Source organism: Clostridium drakei (assembly GCF_000633595.2).
Lineage (GTDB): Bacteria > Bacillota > Clostridia > Clostridiales > Clostridiaceae > Clostridium_AM > Clostridium_AM drakei.
In genome coordinates this window covers 75,655-97,336 of the sequence record NZ_JIBU02000003.1, presented here as the reverse complement: position 1 = coordinate 97,336, position 21,682 = coordinate 75,655, and the positions used below count along the sequence as shown (strand labels likewise).

22 protein-coding genes and 2 pseudogenes are annotated in these 21,682 nt (G+C 30.9%); 2 read left to right on the top strand and 22 right to left on the bottom strand.

All coding sequences use genetic code 11. From position 1 onward, the window contains the following. Window positions 1–71: 71 nt before the first annotated feature. Genes pdxA through EG57_RS0201495 form a run of 4 tightly spaced genes read right to left on the bottom strand, consistent with a single transcriptional unit; the run spans window position 72 to window position 4,486 of the window. Window positions 72–1,079 carry a 4-hydroxythreonine-4-phosphate dehydrogenase PdxA gene (gene pdxA / locus EG57_RS0201510; protein ID WP_032075545.1) on the bottom strand — a complete coding sequence of 336 codons (1,008 nt, stop codon included), beginning with the start codon at window positions 1,077–1,079 and terminating at the stop codon, window positions 72–74. Between the two features lie 23 nt (window positions 1,080–1,102). Further along, window positions 1,103–2,002 (bottom strand): 4-hydroxy-tetrahydrodipicolinate synthase, encoded by a 900-nt coding sequence (dapA, locus tag EG57_RS0201505; RefSeq protein ID WP_032075544.1) that lies wholly within the window; start codon window positions 2,000–2,002, stop codon window positions 1,103–1,105. A 49-nt stretch (window positions 2,003–2,051) separates the two neighbouring features. Then, entirely contained in the window at window positions 2,052–3,212 is a 1,161-nt protein-coding gene (locus tag EG57_RS0201500; protein WP_032075543.1) for an iron-containing alcohol dehydrogenase, read from the bottom strand. Further along, a complete protein-coding gene (locus EG57_RS0201495) occupies window positions 3,206–4,486 on the bottom strand; it encodes a four-carbon acid sugar kinase family protein (protein ID WP_032075542.1) in 1,281 nt (426 codons plus the stop codon). Before EG57_RS0201495 ends, EG57_RS0201500 begins: the two co-directional genes overlap by 7 nt. 261 nt (window positions 4,487–4,747) lie before the next feature. On the opposite strand from EG57_RS0201495, the gene EG57_RS0201490 reads away from it, so the two are divergent. Continuing rightward, window positions 4,748–6,535 carry a sigma-54-dependent transcriptional regulator gene (locus tag EG57_RS0201490; protein ID WP_032075541.1) on the top strand — a complete coding sequence of 596 codons (1,788 nt, stop codon included), beginning with the start codon at window positions 4,748–4,750 and terminating at the stop codon, window positions 6,533–6,535. A gap of 510 nt (window positions 6,536–7,045) precedes the next feature. Further along, window positions 7,046–7,921 carry a LysR family transcriptional regulator gene (locus EG57_RS0201485; RefSeq protein ID WP_032075540.1) on the top strand — a complete coding sequence of 292 codons (876 nt, stop codon included), beginning with the start codon at window positions 7,046–7,048 and terminating at the stop codon, window positions 7,919–7,921. 90 nt (window positions 7,922–8,011) lie between these two features. Here EG57_RS0201485 and EG57_RS0201480 read toward each other — a convergent pair whose 3' ends face one another. The 18 genes and pseudogenes from EG57_RS0201480 to EG57_RS26960 form a co-directional block, all read right to left on the bottom strand. Then, a complete protein-coding gene (locus tag EG57_RS0201480; RefSeq protein ID WP_032075539.1) occupies window positions 8,012–9,106 on the bottom strand; it encodes an NAD(P)-dependent alcohol dehydrogenase in 1,095 nt (364 codons plus the stop codon). An 80-nt stretch (window positions 9,107–9,186) separates the two neighbouring features. Next, on the bottom strand, window positions 9,187–9,552 hold the full coding sequence (locus tag EG57_RS0201475; RefSeq protein ID WP_052037708.1) for a SpoVA/SpoVAEb family sporulation membrane protein: 366 nt from the start codon (window positions 9,550–9,552) through the stop codon (window positions 9,187–9,189). Window positions 9,553–9,586: 34 nt separating this feature from the next. Further along, window positions 9,587–10,042, bottom strand: a complete 456-nt coding sequence (locus tag EG57_RS0201470) for a SpoVA/SpoVAEb family sporulation membrane protein (protein ID WP_032075538.1) — start codon at window positions 10,040–10,042, stop codon at window positions 9,587–9,589. Window positions 10,043–10,075: 33 nt separating this feature from the next. Continuing rightward, entirely contained in the window at window positions 10,076–12,064 is a 1,989-nt protein-coding gene (locus EG57_RS0201465) for an oxidoreductase (protein WP_242859785.1), read from the bottom strand. A 405-nt stretch (window positions 12,065–12,469) separates the two neighbouring features. Further along, window positions 12,470–12,628 (bottom strand): annotated as a pseudogene (locus EG57_RS0201460) (DMT family transporter); the annotation flags it as partial. Between the two features lie 101 nt (window positions 12,629–12,729). After that, entirely contained in the window at window positions 12,730–13,938 is a 1,209-nt protein-coding gene (locus tag EG57_RS0201455) for an alpha/beta hydrolase family protein (protein ID WP_032075536.1), read from the bottom strand. A 120-nt stretch (window positions 13,939–14,058) separates the two neighbouring features. Further along, on the bottom strand, window positions 14,059–14,694 hold the full coding sequence (locus EG57_RS0201450; protein WP_032075535.1) for a TetR/AcrR family transcriptional regulator: 636 nt from the start codon (window positions 14,692–14,694) through the stop codon (window positions 14,059–14,061). Window positions 14,695–14,841: 147 nt separating this feature from the next. Further along, window positions 14,842–15,270 carry a hypothetical protein gene (locus tag EG57_RS0201445; RefSeq protein ID WP_052037707.1) on the bottom strand — a complete coding sequence of 143 codons (429 nt, stop codon included), beginning with the start codon at window positions 15,268–15,270 and terminating at the stop codon, window positions 14,842–14,844. Then, window positions 15,255–15,479, bottom strand: coding sequence for a hypothetical protein (locus EG57_RS27425; protein WP_414629337.1), 225 nt, complete (start codon window positions 15,477–15,479; stop codon window positions 15,255–15,257). The genes EG57_RS0201445 and EG57_RS27425 overlap by 16 nt, the downstream gene beginning before the upstream one ends. Before the next feature lie 32 nt (window positions 15,480–15,511). Next, window positions 15,512–15,733 carry a YdbC family protein gene (locus tag EG57_RS0201440; RefSeq protein ID WP_032075534.1) on the bottom strand — a complete coding sequence of 74 codons (222 nt, stop codon included), beginning with the start codon at window positions 15,731–15,733 and terminating at the stop codon, window positions 15,512–15,514. 152 nt (window positions 15,734–15,885) lie between these two features. Continuing rightward, a complete protein-coding gene (locus tag EG57_RS27420) occupies window positions 15,886–16,095 on the bottom strand; it encodes a helix-turn-helix domain-containing protein (protein WP_161782693.1) in 210 nt (69 codons plus the stop codon). A 148-nt stretch (window positions 16,096–16,243) separates the two neighbouring features. Continuing rightward, a complete protein-coding gene (locus EG57_RS0201435) occupies window positions 16,244–17,116 on the bottom strand; it encodes a hypothetical protein (protein WP_032075533.1) in 873 nt (290 codons plus the stop codon). After that, complete coding sequence (locus EG57_RS0201430; protein WP_032075532.1) at window positions 17,085–17,903, bottom strand: ImmA/IrrE family metallo-endopeptidase; 819 nt, start codon at window positions 17,901–17,903, stop codon at window positions 17,085–17,087. Before EG57_RS0201430 ends, EG57_RS0201435 begins: the two co-directional genes overlap by 32 nt. Before the next feature lie 10 nt (window positions 17,904–17,913). Beyond that, on the bottom strand, window positions 17,914–18,318 hold the full coding sequence (locus EG57_RS0201425) for a helix-turn-helix domain-containing protein (RefSeq protein WP_052037706.1): 405 nt from the start codon (window positions 18,316–18,318) through the stop codon (window positions 17,914–17,916). A 141-nt stretch (window positions 18,319–18,459) separates the two neighbouring features. Further along, entirely contained in the window at window positions 18,460–18,681 is a 222-nt protein-coding gene (locus EG57_RS0201420; RefSeq protein ID WP_032075531.1) for a YdbC family protein, read from the bottom strand. A gap of 133 nt (window positions 18,682–18,814) precedes the next feature. Beyond that, window positions 18,815–20,365 carry a type I restriction enzyme subunit R domain-containing protein gene (locus EG57_RS26970; RefSeq protein WP_242859791.1) on the bottom strand — a complete coding sequence of 517 codons (1,551 nt, stop codon included), beginning with the start codon at window positions 20,363–20,365 and terminating at the stop codon, window positions 18,815–18,817. A gap of 225 nt (window positions 20,366–20,590) precedes the next feature. Further along, window positions 20,591–21,256 (bottom strand): annotated as a pseudogene (locus EG57_RS26965) (DEAD/DEAH box helicase family protein); the annotation flags it as partial. A gap of 126 nt (window positions 21,257–21,382) precedes the next feature. Continuing rightward, the gene (locus EG57_RS26960) at window positions 21,383–21,547 is read right to left on the bottom strand and encodes a hypothetical protein (RefSeq protein WP_242859784.1); all 165 of its coding nucleotides are present in this window, start codon (window positions 21,545–21,547) and stop codon (window positions 21,383–21,385) included. Window positions 21,548–21,682 lie beyond the last annotated feature (135 nt).

Below are 21,682 nucleotides of genomic sequence, written 5' to 3'. Positions count from 1 at the left end.
ACGTCCTCTCTTACTTTATCAAATCAGCATGAAATAAATTTTCATACTGATTTGATAATTAATATCATATATCAATTATTATCTTTAGGTACTAATTCAACTGCAGATTTAATTGCCTCTAACATACTCTTGTCATCAGCAATATTCTTTCCTGCTATATCAAAAGCCGTTCCATGGTCAACAGATGTACGTATTACTCCTCCGTTTAAACCAACTGTTACATTTATTCCATCTTCCATTCCAAGAACTTTTATAGGAATATGTCCTTGATCATGATAGCATGCAACTACAATATCAAACTCACCATTTACAGCACGAAGAAATACTGTATCAGGTGGATAGGGACCACTTACTTTTATGCCTTCTTCTTGAGCTTTCTTTATTCCTGGAATTAATTTTTCTTCTTCCTCACCATTTCCAAAAAGTCCATTTTCACCAGCATGTGGATTTATACCAGAAACTGCAATCTTTGGATTCTTGTATCCAGCTCTAGTTAATACATCATTAGCTAATTTAATAACCCTATAAGTTCTTTCAGGATTTATCATTTCAACTGCTTTTACAATACCCACATGTGTTGTAAGATGAATTACCTTTAGTTTTGGTGATGATAACATCATTGAATAATCTTTTGTATTAGTTAATTCTGCTAAAATTTCTGTATGTCCGGCAAATTTATGTCCACCTTTTTGCATTGCTTCCTTGTTTAAAGGTGCGGTACAAATAGCTTGTATTTTATTTTCTTTTGCAAGTTCAACAGCTTTTTTTACAAATTGAAATGCTGCATCTCCGGCAACCGGTGACATCTTTCCAATAGTTAAATCTTCAGGAATTATATCAATATTAAAGCAATCAATTTTACCATATGAAAACTCTGCATCTTTTATATCATTTATTAAATTTAAGCTTACATCAGACTTAGTAATTTCTATTGCTTTTTTTAAAAACTTTGGATCTCCTATTACAACTGGTGCACAAATATCATATACATTTCTATGACTTAATGCCTTTACTATAATTTCAGGACCAATTCCCGCTGCATCACCCATTGTAATACCAATTACAGGTTTTTTAAGCATCTCTTTTCCTCCTTGCTCTAAAATTATCTCATTCCTTTATCTGCATTTTCCTTTAACACTTTCTTTAAAGCTTCAATACCTTCTTGTGGTAATTGATTAAAAGGTGCACGACATTTACCAACATTGTATCCTAATAATGACACTGCTGTTTTAACAACTGTATTTGGATTTCCATATTTGAAGCAACCACGGAAACTAGCTATACTATCTTGATATTCTTTAGCCTTTTTCCAATTACCTTCCACATAAGAATTGTAAATTGATGCCATAGTGTGAGGGTATACATTAGCACATCCTGCAATACCTCCAACACCACCTGCCTTTAAAGCCCAAAGAATTAATTGGTCATTTCCAGATAAAACACTGAAATTATTTTTTTCAGTTGCAGAAATATATCCAAGAATGTTTGTAAAATTACCTGAAGAATCTTTTGCAGCAACAATGTTAGAAATTTCGCTTAATTTACCAACTGTTGCTGGGGTTAAAGCATTACCGGTACGCGCTGGAATATTATATAATATGATTGGCATATCTACTGCTTCTGCTACAGTTTTATAATGATCATATAATTCATTTTGGCTGGCTACTGCAAAGCTAGGTGTAATTATACTTAATGCATCAGCTCCTAAATCCATTGCCATTTTTGATTGCTCAATTGTTTCTTTAGTTGAAACACATCCTGTACCTGCATATACTGGAATACGTCCATTAGTTTCTTCAATTACAGTTTTAAGAACTAACTTCTTTTCTTCTTTATTTAAAATATAACCTTCTCCATTAGTGCCAAAACAGAATATAGCATGTACACCACTTTCAATTTGGCGATTTACTTGTTCTCTAAGTGCAGCAACATTTATAGATTCATCCTCATTCATTGGTGTAATCATTGCTGATATAATTCCTTTAATTTCAACTTGTTTCATTTTTAAACATCCTTTCTATAAAACATCAATTTTGTATGAAAACTTTAATTTAAAGAATTTGTTTATATAATTCACATGCATCTTCTTTGGTAACTTTACGCATATTATTATCTAATAAACGTGTAACCTGCATTCCTGCATCAACTAAAAGATTCAAATCAGATGCTGGTACATCAAAAGTAGATAGACTTGTTGGAATATCCAAATGCTTTACAATTTTTTCAAACTGTTTAATCATAAATTCACTTTTTTCTTCCACAGTAGTGCAAGCTTTTTCTCCATGAACACATCTGTCATATGCTTCAGCAAATTTTGCACGACATACTGGTTCATTAAATCTCATTACAGGCACCAAAAGAATCGCATTAGAAACACCATGCGCAATATGATATTTACCACCAAGTGGGTAACTTAAAGCATGTACAGCTGTTGTTCCTGAAGCTGTTATTGCAACTCCTGCGTAAAAACTTGCAATTTGCATTTTATTTTTAGCACTCATTGCTTCAGCATCATCACAGGCCTTAACAATATTATTAAGAATCATATCCAAAGCTTCTAGAGCAAAAATATCACTGAAAGGATTTGCCTTGTTTCCAGTAAAGCACTCAATAGCATGAGCTAATGCATCTACACCAGTAGCAGCTGCAATTTTTCTAGGTAACTTTTTAATCATAATTGCATCTAAAATAACATAATCCGCAATCATTTCTTCATTTACTATACCTATCTTTAATTCTTTCTCAGGAACTGCCACAATTGCATTAGGTGTAGCTTCAGCTCCAGTTCCAGCTGTTGTAGGTATCATCAAAGTCTTTATACACTTTTTAGCTAATTTAGGTTCATCTAATAATTCATGAACTCCATACTCATCTGTTGCAAGTATACTAGCAAGTTTTGCAGTATCCATAACACTGCCTCCGCCTACTGCCATAATAAAATCGGCTTTACTTGCCTTAAATTCATCTACAAGCTTTTGTACTTGACTATATGTAGGTTCAGGTGGTAGATCATCAAGTATAGTTACTTCAACTCCTGTTGCATTCACAAAGTTCATAGGATAATCTAATAAACCTGCACTTTCAATTCCTTTGTCTGTAAAAACAGCTAACTTACTTACTTTATTTTCTAAAATAATTGTTTTTATATTTTCTAATGAATTTTCGCCACTATATACAACACGCGGCATTTTTAGATTATATTTTTCTAACATTTTATAACTTCCTTCCCCTCATTTAATCTTAAAAGTATTTTTGATAAATCGCTAAATAGAGTTTTTTTACCAAACCCTCCGGATTTTGAAATTACATTTAGCATCTTTCCATTATAATTAAGCTGTGAAAGTACAACTCCACAATCCATTTCACATACAGGAAATATACCCTTAATACCAGCCTCACGTGCAAATCCAACCAGTGAATCTCCCCCCATAATGAAAATGGTGCTATCACATCCTTTGTCAATCAACCGTTTCAGAATCTTTCCCATGCCAGACATAATGTGTATACGCATCTGTTCAGCTGAAATTCCTCTTTTCTGTGCATAAGTAGTTGTGCTTTCAGTGCCTTCCATATCGTTTGTATCAAGAATAACCATATGATTATTTTCACTAGAATCATACAGCTTCTGAATAAATTCATCTGCATCACAGTTTTCTGTCCAATCAGTGTTCAGCTTTTGCTCTGGAGTAAGTCGAAAATATGGTATTCCCTTACACTCTGCATCATTGCATTGAGCAACTGAAACTGGATTAACACTCCCGCATGCTATAAGCATATTGGGTTTTATTTCAGGTACTCGTGGCCTTTCGCTTCCAAGCTGAAGAATCTGTGATAATATAGAAGCTAATCCTGCACAACCAGCTATTAGATGCATTTCATCCTTTTTCATAAGCTTTTCAGCAATATTTTTGATATCCTGATTACAATTTGAATCATATACTATGATTCCATCTGTTGATTCACATGATTCTGAAATATCTGCACCCATAATGTGCACTGGGAGCTCAGACTGAGAATTAATAATTCCTTTTATATCTGAGTAACGGACTGGTTCAAACGGATCCTTACCAAAAATGCTTTGGGCAACGGGAACTCCATTTATATAATGTACACCATTTACAGTAGTGCGACCCATTTTCGGAAATGCAGGAATAAAATGAATGTGTTTTGATCTACTTGCCAGCATTGCCGCCGTGAGCTCTGCACCAATATTTCCACGTAAAGCAGAATCGGTTTTTTTATAAATATATGAAATTCCAATTTCAGTTGCTTGTCTCACAATTGAAAATACTTTTTGATAAGCTTCTGCCTTATCAAGATGGCGAGTCTCTGCATCAATTACTAATACTTCCACATTTGACTCTATTTTAGTGTAATCGATTTGAGAATCAACTATCACATATGTTACAGCACCACTAAGTGTGAACTGTACACCTGTATCTAGTGCTCCTGTAAAGTCATCTGCTATTACCAATAGTTTAACCATGTAATGTAAGGCCTCCTCCAATTAACGTAATGATTTCTATTAATAAAAATAAAATATTTAATAAAGATTTCCTAGACATTATGCCGTGTTCTTTATGCCATTATAATATCAAAACTTATAGTACCATTAAATGAAAACGTCCACATTTTTTGTTTAATTTTAAAACAATATTAAAATTCATTGTATTTATTTATAAAATATTATAATATTATTACATAAGTATTTCATATTTGAACGCATAATTATAAGGAGAGATATAAAATGTCATCTAAAATAAGAATTTTAGCCATTGCACCATATGCCAGTATGGAGCCTTTACTAATTAAGATCTCAGAAGATTATCCCAATATAGATTTGACAATTACGGTGGGAGATTTAAAAAAAGGAGTGGAAATCGCTCAAAATAATTTTCATGGAAACTACGATGTTATTATATCACGAGGCGGTACTGCTAAATTACTTCAACAATCAGTTTCACTGCCTGTAATTGAAATTAACACATCTGTTTATGATATTTTACGCACTCTAAAATTATCAGATGCTGATACAAAAAAAGTCGCAGTAGTTGGTTTCCCAAATATTACAAAAAATCTTTTATCTTTAATGGAATTATTACCATATGAAATTGACATATTTACAATAAATTCTGCAGATGAAGATATTTCAATTCTACAAAATTTAAAAGATACTGGTTACCATGCTATTCTTTGCGATATGATTACCTATACAACTGCTAGAAAATTTGGTATGAATGCATTCTTAATTACATCGGGAATTGAAAGTATTCGTGCTGCATTCGATACTTCTGTTTTTTACTGTAATAACTATACTAATATGAGATCTGAAAATCACTTTTTAAGACAACTTATACATGGAAGAGATGCCAAAACAGTAGTTTTCACAAATGATGGGAAATTATTTTATTCTACACTTTCAGATGGTGATACGGATATTTTAGATACACTTCATAAAAAAATAGATGAAATTCTTCCAACTGGAAAACGCTATTTCTTACATCGTCAAAATAACCTGCTTTATTCTATTCAAGGACAGCGAATTCTCTCTGACGAATTTGAATATATAGCTTTCTATTTTTCTGTTAGTAAGCCTCCACTATCTGGCAACAAATGCGGTATCAATTACAGCAGCAGTAAAGAAGTAGAAAAAGATTATTTCAATAGTGCTTATAGTATAGTTGGTTCAATTGATAAACTTAACAGCACCATTGACCAAGTAAATCAAAATTTTTACCCTGTTATGATTTCTGGTGAAGAGGGTACAGGAAAAAAGCAAATTGCTAAGGCTATCTATTTAAACAGTCCTGCAGTTAAGCAGCCATTTATAGAAATTGATTGTACTCTATTAAGTGATAAAATATGGGATTACATTTTAAATAATCATAATTCACCTTTATGTGATTCTGGTAACACTATCTTTATAAAAAATATAAATGGTTTAAGTCACCAGAAGCAAAAGGAGCTTTTAATTGCCATGACAGATATGGAAATTTGTAAAAGAAATAGAGTTTTACTTTCATGTATAAGTTCTTCTAGTGGAACACTTGATTCAAATATGATGGCATTTATAAATCACCTGCATTGTTTTATCATCACTTTACCAGCATTAAGAGATGATCCATCGCGCATAGATTCAATTGTAAAACTATATCTTAATAAATTAAATATATCTACTGGAAAACAAATTTTAGGAATCACGCCAGATGCAATACAGATGCTTTGCGAATTTTCCTGGCCTTATAACTATACGCAATTTACTCGAGTTATTCAAAATCTCGCTATAATAACTAAAGGTCAATATATTTCTTCTGATGAGGTAAAAGAAGTCTTAAATAAAGAGAAAACTATTTTCTCAACTTCTTTCAATTGTAAATATTCAGCAAAGCTATTAGACCTATCTCGTCCTCTTAGTGAAATTGACAAGAATATTGCACTAAAGGTAATTGAGGTGTGTAATGGCAATCAAACCAAAGCTGCTGAAAGTCTCAAAATCAGTCGAACTACATTATGGCGTCTAATTAAATCTAAATAGATGCTCTTCAAAAGCTCTATTATTGATTCAAGAAAGTCCTTAAAACCCTGTAGTAGAGAAAAGTTCACTATTAACAGGGTTTAAAATTTGATTCTTAACTTTTAGGAAAATCATTGCATTTATTCTTCTCAATAATTACAAAAGCTGTACGGCTGCTTGACCAAAGTATATTCTTTCCTAATAACTCTTCATCCAATATTAAATATCTTATAGCTTTCCATTTATCATCAAATGGAAAATCTCTTCCTCAATGTTAAAAATTAATATATTAAATTTAGCATATCATAAATTTATAGATCTAAAACTTGATATTTTTATATAACCTTCTATCTCTTTTAATACTTCTCTCAAAAACTACATTATACTCTATGATTTTTATGGTATAATAAATTATCAAATTAACCTGTTAAAATTTAAGTGATAACGTTTTTTGCTCTACTAAATATTGAAATTATGGTAAGAGTTATACTGAAAACTTACTATTTTAATGCAAAGGGGTTGTTTAAATTTATGGATATGAAACAGTTAAAATATTTTGTACAAGTTTGTGAAGATAAAAGTTTCACATTAGCATCACAAAGCCTGTTTATAACGCAGCAAGCTCTTAGCAAGACCATCAAAAATTTAGAAAATGAACTTGGTATACAGTTGTTTCATAGAACTCCAAAGGGAATTGAGCTTACTGATGCCGGAAATTTTTTACTTGAAAAAGCGAAATATTTATTAGAGGAATTAGAATCAATAACAAATGAAGTTAAAGATAAATTTAATCTCCAGAAAGGTACCATATCTTTATGCGTTGCCCCCGGAGTATTACGATCTTTATCACCTAATATTCTCATTGATTTTTGTGATACATACGCTGATATTAAAGTTATAAAGCATGAATATTCAGATCTTATATGCGAGCGTCATGTAAAGAGAGGAGTTTTTAATATAGGCTGTAGTCTAATGCCCTCTAATTTAACAAATATAGATTTCATTCCTATTAAGTCAGAAAAACTATACCTCATTGTGAATACTAAAAATCCATTGTCTCGGAAAAAAGAAATCCACATTAAAGATTTAGCAAATGAAAATTTTATTGTATTTGATAAGAATTTTGAACTCCGACACCTTGTAGTTAGTAAATGTAAAGAAGCAGGTTTTATTCCAAAGATAATTTTTGAGTCCTCTGAAGTTGATTTATTAAATAATTTAGTTTATCTTAATAAAGGCATATTTATATGTGTAGAACATGTTGTCAATGAAATAAATGAAAAAAACACCTGCTTTATTCCCTTTAGTGATAAATCCTTCAAATGGAAGATTGGATTTATACTGAGAAAGGACAAGCAGGTTAGTCCTATATTAAAAACTTTCATAAATTATATATTGGAGTATTAATGTTAGTGTAAAGTTTTTTACATTATTACAATATGAATAACTCCCTACAGCTTCTCTTTATCCCATTGCAAGCTTCATTTTTTCAGTCATTTAACCTATTTTTAATACAGCTTTAATAACTTTACCATTGTGAGAGTCTTCAAAAGCTTTATTAATATCTTCAAAATCATAGAATTTAATTAATTTATCAAATGGAAATTTGCCTTCTTTATAGTAGTGAATTAATTGAGGAATAAACAACTTTGGAATAGAATCACCTTCTATAATACCAATTAGAGATTTTGCTTCACCCATTAATTCTTCTTGTACATTAATAGTCAAATCTCCAGTTGCTCCTAACACTACTGCAGTACCTAAGAAACGAACACAAGCAAGAGCTTTCTTTACAAAATCACCAACTCCAGTGGTATCAATTGCATAGTGGCATCCTCCATTTGTGATCTTCTTAATTTCAAAAACTATATCATCAGTTTCTTTTCTGTTTATAGTATGAGTTGCTCCAAGCTCTTTTGCAAGTTCTAAACTGCTTGGATTTCCTCCTACTGCAATAATTTTTGAACATCCTGTAATTTTAGCTGCCATAATAGCACTCATTCCTACAGTTCCACATCCAAATACCGCAATAGTAGAACCAAATTTTGGATTTAATCTATTTAATACAGCACCTGCACCTGTTTGGATGCCACAACCTAGAGGGCCTACCAAAGCAAGATCTATGTCATCCTCAACTTTTATTGCACTGTTTTGATTTACCACTGCATAAGTTGCAAAGGAGGATTGTCCAAAGAATGAAGATATTTCTTTCCCATTTTGTGAAAGTCTCTTTGTACCATCACTCATAACCCCACCAAAATTAATTTTATTAAGATTTTCACATGCATGTTGATGCGCACTTAGACAATTTTCACAATGTCCACAAAATCCAAAGGAAAAACCAACACGGTCACCCTTTTTAAACTCAGTAACACTGCTGCCAACCTCTTCTACAATGCCACAACCTTCATGTCCAAATACTGCTGGTAAAGGTACTGGAATCACTTGTAGTTTTGCAACTTCATCAGTATGACAAACACCACTTGCTACTACTTTTACAAGTATTTCATCTGCCTTTGGTGATGCTAATTCTACCTCTTCAATTTTAAAATCTTGTCCTTTTTCATGAACTACCGCCGCTTTTATTTTCATAATAATCCCCTTTCTCTAATATAGACTTTCTATGTGTTAACTTAAGCCATCCCCAGAAACGCTCTATCAAGTTAATATTATTATTTTTCTTTTATAGTGCTAAAAAACCTTGCTGTAATTATAGAAACAACTACAGCAGTTAGAATAACTATTCCTGCTATTTTATAAAAAGTGTTACTAAACATAAATATTCCCAGTATTCCCTGTTCAGCCATTCCTGTTTTAACTGCATTAGCAAACAAAGATCCCAAACCTGAAATCGGCACTTGCGCACCTTCTCCTCCAAAGGCTACAATGTACTTATATAAATCTAAAGTCTCCAGTAACCCTCCTATAATAATGATTGTTGTCAGCATTTTTGGTGGAGATAATTTAAATTTTGTCAATAAAAGTTGTCCAAGAAAGCATATGGCACCGCCTGTAATAAATACTTTAATAAAATCCATAAGAATCACCTTATCCTTATTTTTTAATAAATAATTATATCTTAACCAATCCCATTACTATACCTGCAACTACACATGTAACCCAACCCCAAAATAAAATTGGCGCAACTGACATAAATCCTTTATAAACGTTTTCAGGAAGAGACTCACCATTTTTTTTAGATTGCATTGCAGTACCTGTTATTGCACCTGCAAGACCAGTTGTGGGAAGCATACCTCCGGCTGGTCCATACTTGTCTAATTTACTATACCATCCAAGAGCTGTAGTAAGAGCACCTATTAATAGAAGTGTAAGAAGAGTCACTACTAAAGAAATATTATCGGGTACTCCTACAGCTGCATATATTATGGATAAAACATGAGCAAGCACAGAAATCAATCCACCAATTAGCCATGAATATATGCAACTCTTGAACCATCCCAATTTTTCATTTCTAGTCTCACCCTCTTTTGGTGAAATATTTGTAGTTTGGATTTTTATATCGCCCATAAATACCACCCTTCAAAATTAATTTATCTACTCTTAAATATCTAGTGCACGATAGTATCCGTTTGTAACTGCCTCAACTACACGACCCGGCTTGATACAGTCACCTGTTTCGAATACACGTGGTGCTGTGTTATAGAAGCTGTCTGCAACTGCACGGTCAGTTTTCATACCTGCTGCTAACAAAATACTGTCAGCCTCAAAAGTAACTTCACCATGGGCTGTCTCACAAACAAGTCCTTCATCTGTAACAGCCTTTGCCTTTGTACTTATGTTAACCTTAATATTGCTGTCACGCATTGCCATTTTCATTGCATTTTTATGCATAAAATAAGAATCAGCTGCCCAGTCATCTCTCATTTCAACTATTGTAACATCTTTTCCTATACCATCCAGATAAATTGCACATTCACATCCAACAAGACCACCGCCAAGTATAACAACCTTCTGTCCAAGTGCAGGAACTTTCTGGTGAAGAGCTTCAATCCCAACAACTTTCTCATTATCAATTCCTGGAATTGGTGGAACAATCGGTTTAGCACCAATGGCTGTAATAACAACATCAGCATTCTCTGCTGCTGCCTGTTCAGCTGTAAGCTCTGTGTTCAAACGAACATCAACGCCTGATTTCTCCAAACGTCCTTTTAATACTTTTACAAAGTTGAACATATCCTGCTTAAAAGGAATATACTGTTCAGAAAGAAGTTGTCCACCAAGCTCGCTATTTTTCTCATAAAGAGTAACAGAATGACCACGATAAGCTGCTGTAATAGCTGCTTCCATACCGCCTGGCCCACCACCAACTACAATAACTTTCTTTGGCGTTGTTGCTGGGAATGCATGCTTGTTTTCCAGTTCGTTACCAATAACTGGGTTAAACGCACAACAGAAGGTTCTATTTGTTAAATAATTGAAGAAACAAGTGTAGCATCGGCAGCAACGATTAATATCATCTGCATTTCCTGAAAATGCTTTCTCTGGAAAATATGGATCAGCCAGTGATTGACGTGCAATCTGTATGATATCTGCTTTTCCTGAAGCAATAATTTCTTCCATCATGTCTGGATCATTTAGTCCACCTAATGTAGCAACCGGTGTCTTAACATGCTTTTTAATCTCAGACGCAAGATATACATTATATCCATGTTCAATAAACATAGATGGGTGAGTAAGTGTAAATACTTCCATGTCTTCATGAATACCAGCAGAAACATGGATAATATCAACCTTCCCATCCAGCATTTTGGCCATCTTGATGCCCTCTTCGATTGTGTATCCGTCTTTTGTATACTCCGCTCCACTCATACGGAATTCAATTGGATAACTGAGTCCAACAGCTTCACGTACTTTTTCTATTACAAGTAGTGGAAAACGCATACGATTCTCCAGACTTCCACCCCATTTATCTGTTCTGTGATTCATTGTTGGAGAGCTGAACTGACCAAGCAGCCATCCATGACCACCGTGGATAAGTACCATGTCAAAGCCAGCTTCTTTCACCAGCTTTGCACCTTCAGCAAAACAATCCGCAACTCTGTAGATATCCTCATCTGTCATACTGCGAACCTGAAGTCCTTCTGGATTTATTTCATCATTAGGTCCAATTAATGTGCCATCAGCATTGCCATGACCACGAGCATTACCATATTTTCCTCCGTGCGCAAGCTCCATTACTGCATTACAATTATGACGATGCATAGCATTTGCAGCTTCCTTAAGTGAAGGTAGAGACATTATGTCATAAAGTTTTATTTCCTTTGTGTGTGTACGACCAATAGCATCTACAATACCAAGACCAATGGCTACACTGGCAAGACCACCCTGTGCACGATTTTCATGAAATGCGATTTCTTCTTTTCTCATATTACAGTCTGCATCTAATTCTGGATTGGACATGGGAGCACCAAAAATTCTGTTTTTAAAAGTAACTCCATTAATATTAATAGGACTTGCAAGATGTGGATAATATTTATTCTTCATATCTTTTTCCTCCTTTTTTATCTGAATTTGATACTTTCTTGACAACTTGAGTATAATTGAATACGTTTTATAATCTAGATTACATATTAATTTTATAATTTTGACAAATATATATCAAACTCATAATATTTGTATTGACTACAACTTTTTTTTGTATTATTAATCAGTCCTATTTAACTTTTTCCTTATATTTTTCTCACCATCTTCTCCTATCTCTATTAACTGCTAATAGTCGCTTACGAAAATTCGCAAGCGACTAAAACAAAACACCTATTATCATATTAATTTTAATTATTTTTTATTCAAAAACAAACCAAAATATTATTAACTTGTATAGAATTATAAAATATGAATATGTTGTACTAAATAACAAAATTATTTAGTACAACAATTTATAAATGATTTGAATGTGCCTAATTAGCTTGAATTATGTAAACACCTAAAATTAATAAAAAATACCAGAGCAAGTCCTAAAGTTCCAACAGCAAAGCTGACAAGGTATGAAAGTATAGGATTTACTATTTTAGAACGAAAGGCTCCATTTATACCAACTTGCAAAGTCAGAGCAAAGCCTGATATTAATGAGAGTAAATAATACAGGAATGTCATAATATAACCTCCAGTGAATTTAATATTATAAAGCTTTCTATGAAAAATCAAATTAAACATAGAAAGCTTTATTAAAAAAGCAATTACAATTAATTTAAGTTTTAATTTAAATAATTTTCAAATATATCATCTAGCCAATCAAACATAACTTGATGAAATAGTGCGTGATTACCTTCTTGACAATGTTCTTCTGCACCTTCATCTATAGTAAAGACACGAACTGTCTTTGGTGCTTTTATTGAATCTAAAAGGGCATTTAATTGATCTTTAGAAACAAAGTGATCTGTTTCTCCCATAGTAAGTAATATAGGACATTTAATCTTTTCAGCAACTCCTTTTAAAGAAGCTTTCTTCATTTCATCAAAGACTTCATATCTGTGTTTCAATCCAAATACCCATTTACCGTTGTTTAGCATCCAACGAAGATTAGAATTATTTTCTTCAGCTTTTGTAAGCATAGCTTCTTTTTGTTCTGCTGGTAAGCTTAATACTTTTTCAAGCTGAGGATTTTGATTTATAGTGGACTCATAAGTATCATAGAATACGTTGAAAGCGATACATGCTTTTATACGTTCATCAAAAGCTGCTGCTCTTGGGGCGAAATAACCACCTAAGCTCATGCCAAGCAAGGCTATTTTATCAATATCGATATCGTTTCTTGTTTCGAGGTAATCTATTGCAGCACCTACTGGAACTTCTGCATCATGACGCATATAAAGGTTATTCTTTCTTAAAGCTTCTCCTTGTCCAGGACATTCAAAGATTAAACAGTTATAACCACGTTTTATTGCAGGAGCAGCTCCACAGAAATAAAGTTCTTGAAGAGTGGAGTCATATCCACCGATAAATAATAAAGTAGGTCTTGATGTGGTAGTAACTTTATCATAGTCTAATGCTCCATAAAAATAACCTTTTAAATGAGTACCTTCATAGGGTATTTCAACTATTTCAAAATGTGAATCTATAAGCTTCATTGCTGCTTCAAAAGTCTCAACACTCTTTTCAAAGTTTTCACTGCGTCTTGGGTCAGTTCCTTGTAAAAAGAATTCTGCAGTCCTATAATAATTATGTGCTCTAAGGAAAGCCTCTCTAGCACTTATTTTATGTCTCTTATTTAAGCAATCAATACCTATTTGTTCGACTCTTTTAGCTGTATTTTTCCATTCTTCATACCAGCTGTCAAAGTCACCTTCTTTAATTTTTGCAGCTGTTGCTAAGGCTTCACCTATTTCTGCTCCTTGATATCCTGAATAAGTTGCAGCTCTTAATAATTCAAATGAAAATGCTTGGTCTTGAAAATGTAGTTTCATAGTTAATTCCTCCTATATCGTATAATAATATTTTAATTTATGGTTAATGAATATATTTACATAATTTTTAATTGAACGTTCAGTGAACCAAATGCATAAAATTTCACAAAGAAATTTTTTTTATTTTTTCCAAGTCATTTGAGTATAATTTATAATTTGTTCTAAATACACCTCTTTACTTATTGAATATAAATTTTTTTCTCCAAAAAGTGTATTTTGCAATATATATGTGTAAATAGCACTCCAAAATTGATTTGCCATCATAAAAAAGTCAAAGGCTTTTATTTCATTTTTTTCAGCTTTATCTTTTAAAATCAACTCTGTTTTATGAATTACTTTCTTTATATGGTTATTAAAAGTATTTGTATATTCTTCTGATAATATATTTTGCTCACGTAATAATATAACTAATATATTTTTATCATTACCAATATATTTAAATATTATGTTTCCTAATTTAAAAAGAATTTCTTGAATTGGTATATCAGAAGTAACTTCAGATATTTCTTTTTCTAACTGAATCCATCTTTCATCAATAAATTCTTTAATAATTATATCTAAAATCTGTTTTTTTCCTTCTGGAAAATAGTGATAAATTAGTCCATCTGCCATACCAATATTCTTTGTTATTTGTCTAGTTGTAGTTGCATGGTAACCATTAGATGCAAAAAGTTCTTTTGCTGATTCCAAAAGCTGATTACGTCTTTCTATTGCTTGAAGATCTCTATTTGTAAGTTTAATATCATTGTTTTTCATTTTATTCACCGCCTGTTCAATGAAATTATAAATCATATTTTAATATTATGCAATAGGTTTTAAGATAATATTTTATTCCAGATACTATAACTAATTATGTTATTATCAAGGATTCCAATTTTTTTAGGAGTGCTGGAATTCAGAACTTCAATCAACTTTGCTGCTTGAATTACTTCCATTGCTTATTTCTCCTTTCATTAGATCCTTGAGCTTGTTTAAAAACTTCAGATTATCCATATGATAGTCAACATCTGATTCCTTCTCTGATAATAATTTTATTTTTTTATCTAAACCACCAAAGCTTATTATATTAGAAGGTTTAACTAAGTCAGTATCTAATTCCAGTTTTTCAAATAATCCAATTAAATCCTTAGGCTTTTTATCAAAGTTTTCAACTATTAGCTTTTTAATTCCCATGTCATTAAATACTTCTACAGCATCATCATATAATTCAATTAATATAGCTCCACCCCAATACTTATCATCTATTGGTAATTGTATTAAACTATAATTTTTCTTTAATACTTCAAAAGCTAATCTATCAGATCCTACTATATCATTTAAGAAATCAAACATTTTTTAGCTTTGGCACTTACTTCATATTCCTCTGGTGAATTATCAGATGCAACCATTTTATCATTGTTTTCTAATTCTAAGTGCTTATAATTTATTAATTGTTCAAAATCTATATTAAAAGTTGTAACTATCTTATCTATATGACTTTTGAGTGTTTTACTGTTATCTATTTCACCTTTAATTAATTTATCAATAGTTGGCCTTGAAATACCAATAAGATAATCTTATTTACCTAATTATTCTATAGTTCCATATCATTCAGAATATCCCTTAATTTTTTCAATTCATCATTTGTTAAAGTTACTCCCTTACCCATCTTTTCATGTTCAAGTGACCAATCTCTAATATCAAATTTAGGTTCTTTATCATTCCAGCTTATTAAATTTAATTCTTTCTTCCAGCCTTTTGATGATTCTGAAAGAGCTCCTATAGTTTCTTTTATTTCATATTTTATATTTGCCATGCTAATGCCTCCATAATCTATTAAATATTTTTTTAATCTTTTTCTTAAATTCTATTAAGTTTATAATTTCTTTTTTATCATCTTCTGAAAGATTTGAAAATGCTCTTGCAAACATCTTTATATTAAAATTTTCATTTGTACCATAAATTAATTCATCTAAAGTGACACAGTAAAATTCCGAAAAAAAACTTTAATTCTTCAGAAGTTACTTTTCTAGTACCAAGTTCTATTGCAGTGATGGTAGTTCTATGAATGCCTAACTGCTTTGCAACATATTCCTGGAATAAAGCAATCTTCTTTCTGCCTTCTTTTAATAATATATAGTTTTCATGAAATCTTCTCCTGAATATTACTATATACAAAATTGATATTTTTTTATAGCAAATAATATTTGAATTTTGGGCACTATTTTAAACGTTATAAAATCAATACTTCATACATCTTCAAATTTTATTTAATAAATTTAATATAAAAAAAGACTAACTTATATGAGTTTAAACTTTTTCTATACTAAAATATAATATTAAAAGTTTTATCCTGTAAACTTTCTATAAAAGCTTCATTACTTAATATCTCATCATGCTCCTCTATAGAGTTATCTAGTGCACTTTTTGTAAATTTAACTCTCTTCTCATCTCTAAATTCTATAATAGAATAAATATCTTGCTCTGCAGTTATAAAATCATTTATGTAAATTTCTTTAATCAAGAAATCATTAGATTTAAATGTTATTACACTACTTTCTAATTTTTCAAATGTCTTATCATTTACCAGTTTTAACTTTGCTTGCTTAACAAAATCATATGTCCCCCTATCATTGGACATCACTGTTATGGTGTGATTCCTTTCAAAATAAATATATGACATAACTAGGGCTAAAACACTTATTGAAATCTCTCCAGCATTCTTCTTTTTTGTTCTTCCATTAATAAGTGTTTTACCCTCAAATCCATTCTCATACAATAGCTTTAGCCAATCTTCATAGTTATCCAATTCCTCTAAAGGCTGATTTTTCTCTATATTTCTTTTTATAAAACTTTTTAATTCTCCAATCATAAAAGAAGAATATAAGAAAAACTTATAGAGCCATCCTGCCTTATATTCTGACAACTCTTCATAATCATTTTCATTAATTATATAAACATGTACGTTTTTATTAAAAATACTTTCTATATAATTCACTCTTTCCTCTGAATCTTTTACCTCTTCATAGACCCAATTAGGTATTAATAATAAATCATAATTCATTAATATATTATCTACATAAGTGTACTTACTAATCTTTGATAGAAAACTAATCGTATTATTATCAAGGATTCCAATTTTTTTAGGAGTGCTGGAATTCAGAACTTCAATCAACTTTGCTGCTTGAATTACTTCCATTGCTTATTTCTCCTTTCATTAGATCCTTGAGCTTGTTTAAAAACTTTAGATTATCCATATGATAGTCAACATCTGATTCCTTCTCTGATAACAATTCTATTTTTTTATCTAAACCACCAAAGCTTATTATATTAGAAGGTTTAACTAGGTCATTATCTAGTTCCAGTTTTTCAAATAATGCAATTAAATCCTTAGGCTTTTTATCAAAGTTTTCAACTATTAGCTTTTTAATTCCCATGTCATTAAATACTTCTACAGCATCATCATATAATTGAATTAATATGGCCTTATAAGGTGCTTTAAATACATCCATACATCTAGCAATTTTGTTTATAAATTCATCATCCTCTAGTGAATAATAATATTTATAAACATCACCTAACAGCATCTTTGCAGCAAAATAATCTGCTTTTCTTTCATTTAACTCCATTTCTTCAGCCTGTATATTATGTTGTCCTTTAATTATAGAAGGATCATAAAGTAAATGAAATAACTCATGCCATGCAACAAAGAATTGATAAACTCTTGGCTGTGCTGAATTGATAACCGGTATCTTTAGATTGCCTCTAATAAATATAGCTCCACCCCAATACTTATCATCTATTGGTAATTGTATTAAACTATAATTTTTCTTTAATACTTCAAAGACTAATCTATCAGATCCTACTATTCCAATTTTGTTATAATTAATAAAGAAATTACTCTTTAAGTTATCTATTTCATTTTTTATTTTCTTATTTGCTTCTATCACTTCATTCAAGTTATCAGATGTTATATATTTAGACATACTTATCACCTTACCTATCGCTGTAGACTTCATAAAGGTCTACTATATCATTTAAGAAATCAAACATTTTTTTAGCTTTGTCACTTACTTCATATTCCTCTGGTGAATTATCAGATGCAACCATTCTATCAATGTTTTCTAATTCTAAGTGATTATAATTTATTAACTGTTCAAGATCTATATTAAAAGTTGTAACTATCTTATCTATATGGCTTTTAAGTGTTGTATTATTATCTATTTCACCTTTAATTAATTTATCAATAGTTGGCCTTGAAATACCAGTTAGTTTTGAAACTGATGATTTTGTATACCCATTATCTTTAATAAAGTTGAGAAGATTTGAACCTATTTTATATCTGTTGTCATAAATATAGGCTTTTATTTTATTTTCATTATATTTTTCTACTAATTCCATATTAACACCTCCCTATAATTATATTATATACTGATATTGTAAAAAAAAATACATATGTAAAAATTATTTTTACATATGTATAATTAGTATATTATTTTGCTATTTTTTACCCAATAACATAATCTTATTTACCTAATTATTCTATAATTTCATATCAATTAAAATATCTCTTAACTTTTTTAATTCATCATTTATTAAAGTTACTCCCTTACCCATCTTTTCATGTTCAGGGGACCAATCTCTAATATCAAATTTAGGTTCTTTATCATTCCAACTTATAAGATTTAATTCTTTCTTCCATCCTTTTGATGATTCTGAAAGAGCTCCTATAGTTTCTTTTATTTCATATTTTATATTTGCCATATTCACACCTCCAAGTTCATTAAATACATCTATTCATTAATCTAAAAACGCTCTTATTATCTGATCTTTTTTCATATTGTATTGTATCTTTGTTACTCTGTACCTCGCTTAAAACCCTTAAACATTTAATATCTTACTTTCTACTTCTCAAGTCTTTATATGCTTCCCTTGCAATCTCTTCCATTACCGATTGATAGAAATTCTTATCCTCAAACAATTTGGAAAAAGAAGTCATTGATTCTGTATAACAATCTTGTGCAATCTTTTTAAATATTTCAGAAAAAATGCTTTGCTCAAATACTTCTGAATCGTTCTTTTTAGCATACTGAGTAAGTTTCTTATTGCCTTTTACACATTTCTTATAAATAGTTTCTACAATAACCTTATCACCATCTGTGAATATACCTTTGAATCTATCATTAACTTTTCTTATGATATTTTCCAAAAGCTCATCTTCATCCTCTGGTTTGCCACCTATATCAATACTTTTAGGGTTTATAAGGGTTTCATCCTCTATTGTTGGATTTAATGAAATATCACCTTTAAATGTTTTTTCTAACTTATAGAACTCAAGTTTTAATTTACCTTCCAAGTCTATATCTCTTCCATTCGCCTTAGGAAGTAATTTTTCAAGGTAAGCTGTAAAAACATATTCTTTGTGTAAATCCTTATCAAACATTCTTGCAATTTGAATGATATATGAATACCATTTATTGAAGTTACGAACAGTTTTCTTAAATTCAAATTTCTTATCTTCATTAAGGTCTGAATATCTATCAACTATTGGTTTTAAAAGGCTTGTCATTTTGCCTAAGTCTGTAGAATTTTGATTTCCTTTTTTATAATAAACTTTAACAAATTTCTCAATATCATCATCATTGTAAAGTTTGTAATTTCTTAGCATTGTCTTTGTATCATAAATAAGATTGACATTAATCTCTTCATCTAAAATAGTTGATTCATAATAAGGTTTGAAGGCTTCTTCTATTTCCTCTTTTGTGTTAACAAAATCAAGAATGAACGTGTCTTCTTTATCCACACAAATTCTATTTACTCGTGAAAGAGTTTGAACTGCTTTAACTCCACTTAGTTTCTTATCAATAAACATTGAATGTAATAAAGGTTCATCGAATCCTGTTTGATACTTTTCAGCTACAATTAACATATTAAAATCATCTTTATGGAAATCCGCTTTTAATTGGTCTTCCTTAATAGTAGAACCATCTTTACGCTTGTTCATACCTTCTTCTGTAAATTCTTTATCATCTTTGACTACACCTGAGAAAGCAATCAAAATATCTAAATCATCATAACCCCTTTTTTCAATATAGCGTTTAAACTCATGGTAATAACGAACTGCATGAAGTCTAGAAGCTGTAACTACCATAGCTTTAGCTCTACCACCAATTTTATTTTTAGTTATCTCTCTAAATTGCTCAATGATAATAGCTGTTTTTTGCTGCAAATTATGAGGATGTAATGATTCGTAACGTCTTATAGTTTTTATTGCTTTAGAAGTTGGTACTTCTGGATTATCTGATGTATTCTTAGCAATTTTATAACAAACCTTATAAGTCATATAATTCTTTAATACATCAAGAATAAATCCTTCTTGGATAGCCTGTTTCATACTATAAATATGGTATGGGTGAAAAGAACCATCTGAATGTTTTGTACCAAACATTTCCAAAGTCTTTTGTTTTGGTGTAGCAGTAAAGGCAAAGAAAGAAAGATTTTTATGTTTACCATGTGCTAATAGCTCATTTACAAGTTTATCTTCATCATCTATTATTTCTGATTCAGCCTTGCCTTCAATTTCTGCATACTCTCTTAATGCTTCTTCTTTATCTGCAAGAGCTGACTTTAATTTTCTTGCACTATTTCCCGTCTGGCTTGAATGAGCTTCATCTACAATAATTGCAAAATTTCTCCCCTTATTGTCGTCAATTTCCTCATAGATTACAGGAAACTTTTGAAGGGTAGTAATGATAATTTTCTTTCCATCATTGATTGCATCTCTAAGATCTTTAGATTTCTTACCTTTTCCAATTGTTTCAACTATACCCTTTGTATGATCAAAGCCTGAGATTGTACCTTACAACTGACTATCAAGAACTCTTCTATCTGTAACTACAATAATAGAAGTAAAAATATTTTCATTATCTTTGTTGTGTATACTTGATAATCCATAAGCTAACCATGCAATAGAATTACTTTTTCCAGAACCTGCACTATGCTGAATTAAGTAGTTATCACCACTACCATTAACTTTTACATCTGCAAGAATTTTTGTAACTACATCAAGCTGGTGGTATCTTGGAAATATAATTTTCTTACATACTTTCTTAACTTCTTTACCTTCCTTTACTATTTTTGTTTCTTCAACACTTAAATGAATATATCTTTGAAGAATATCCATAAATACATCTTTAGTTAGAACTGATTCCCAAAGGTAAGAAGTTGCATAACCTTCTTTGTTCTCTGGATTACCTGCGCCTCCAACATTACCTGGTCCATTTGAACCTTGATTAAAAAGTAAGAAAAAAGTGTTCTTGCCTTTTAACTCTGTTGTCATAACAATTTCATATAAATCTACTGCAAAATATACAAGGAATCTTTTATTGAATTGGAAACATAATTCCTTAGGATTTCTATCATACATAAACTGGGTTTTTGCATTTTCCACTGACTGCCCTGTGATTTAATTCTTGAATTCAAGTGCTGCCATTGGAATATCATTTAAGGATAAAACCATATCAGTAGCTTTTTCCCTGCTGTAAGTTGTTAAATCTCCTTTTGTGTAGCCACCTTTTGAAAGAAAATAGGTTTCTATATCTTCTTCAAAGCGTTTCTCTTTATCATCCAAGTTATTTCACCTCTCTTTTTCCTGTTACACACTCGTAGATAAGTGATTTTTTAACAAATTACTATATATTTGGTTCATTGACGTATAACTTGACATACTATTGTCAGGTTATTGTGTTATAATATAATAGAACTG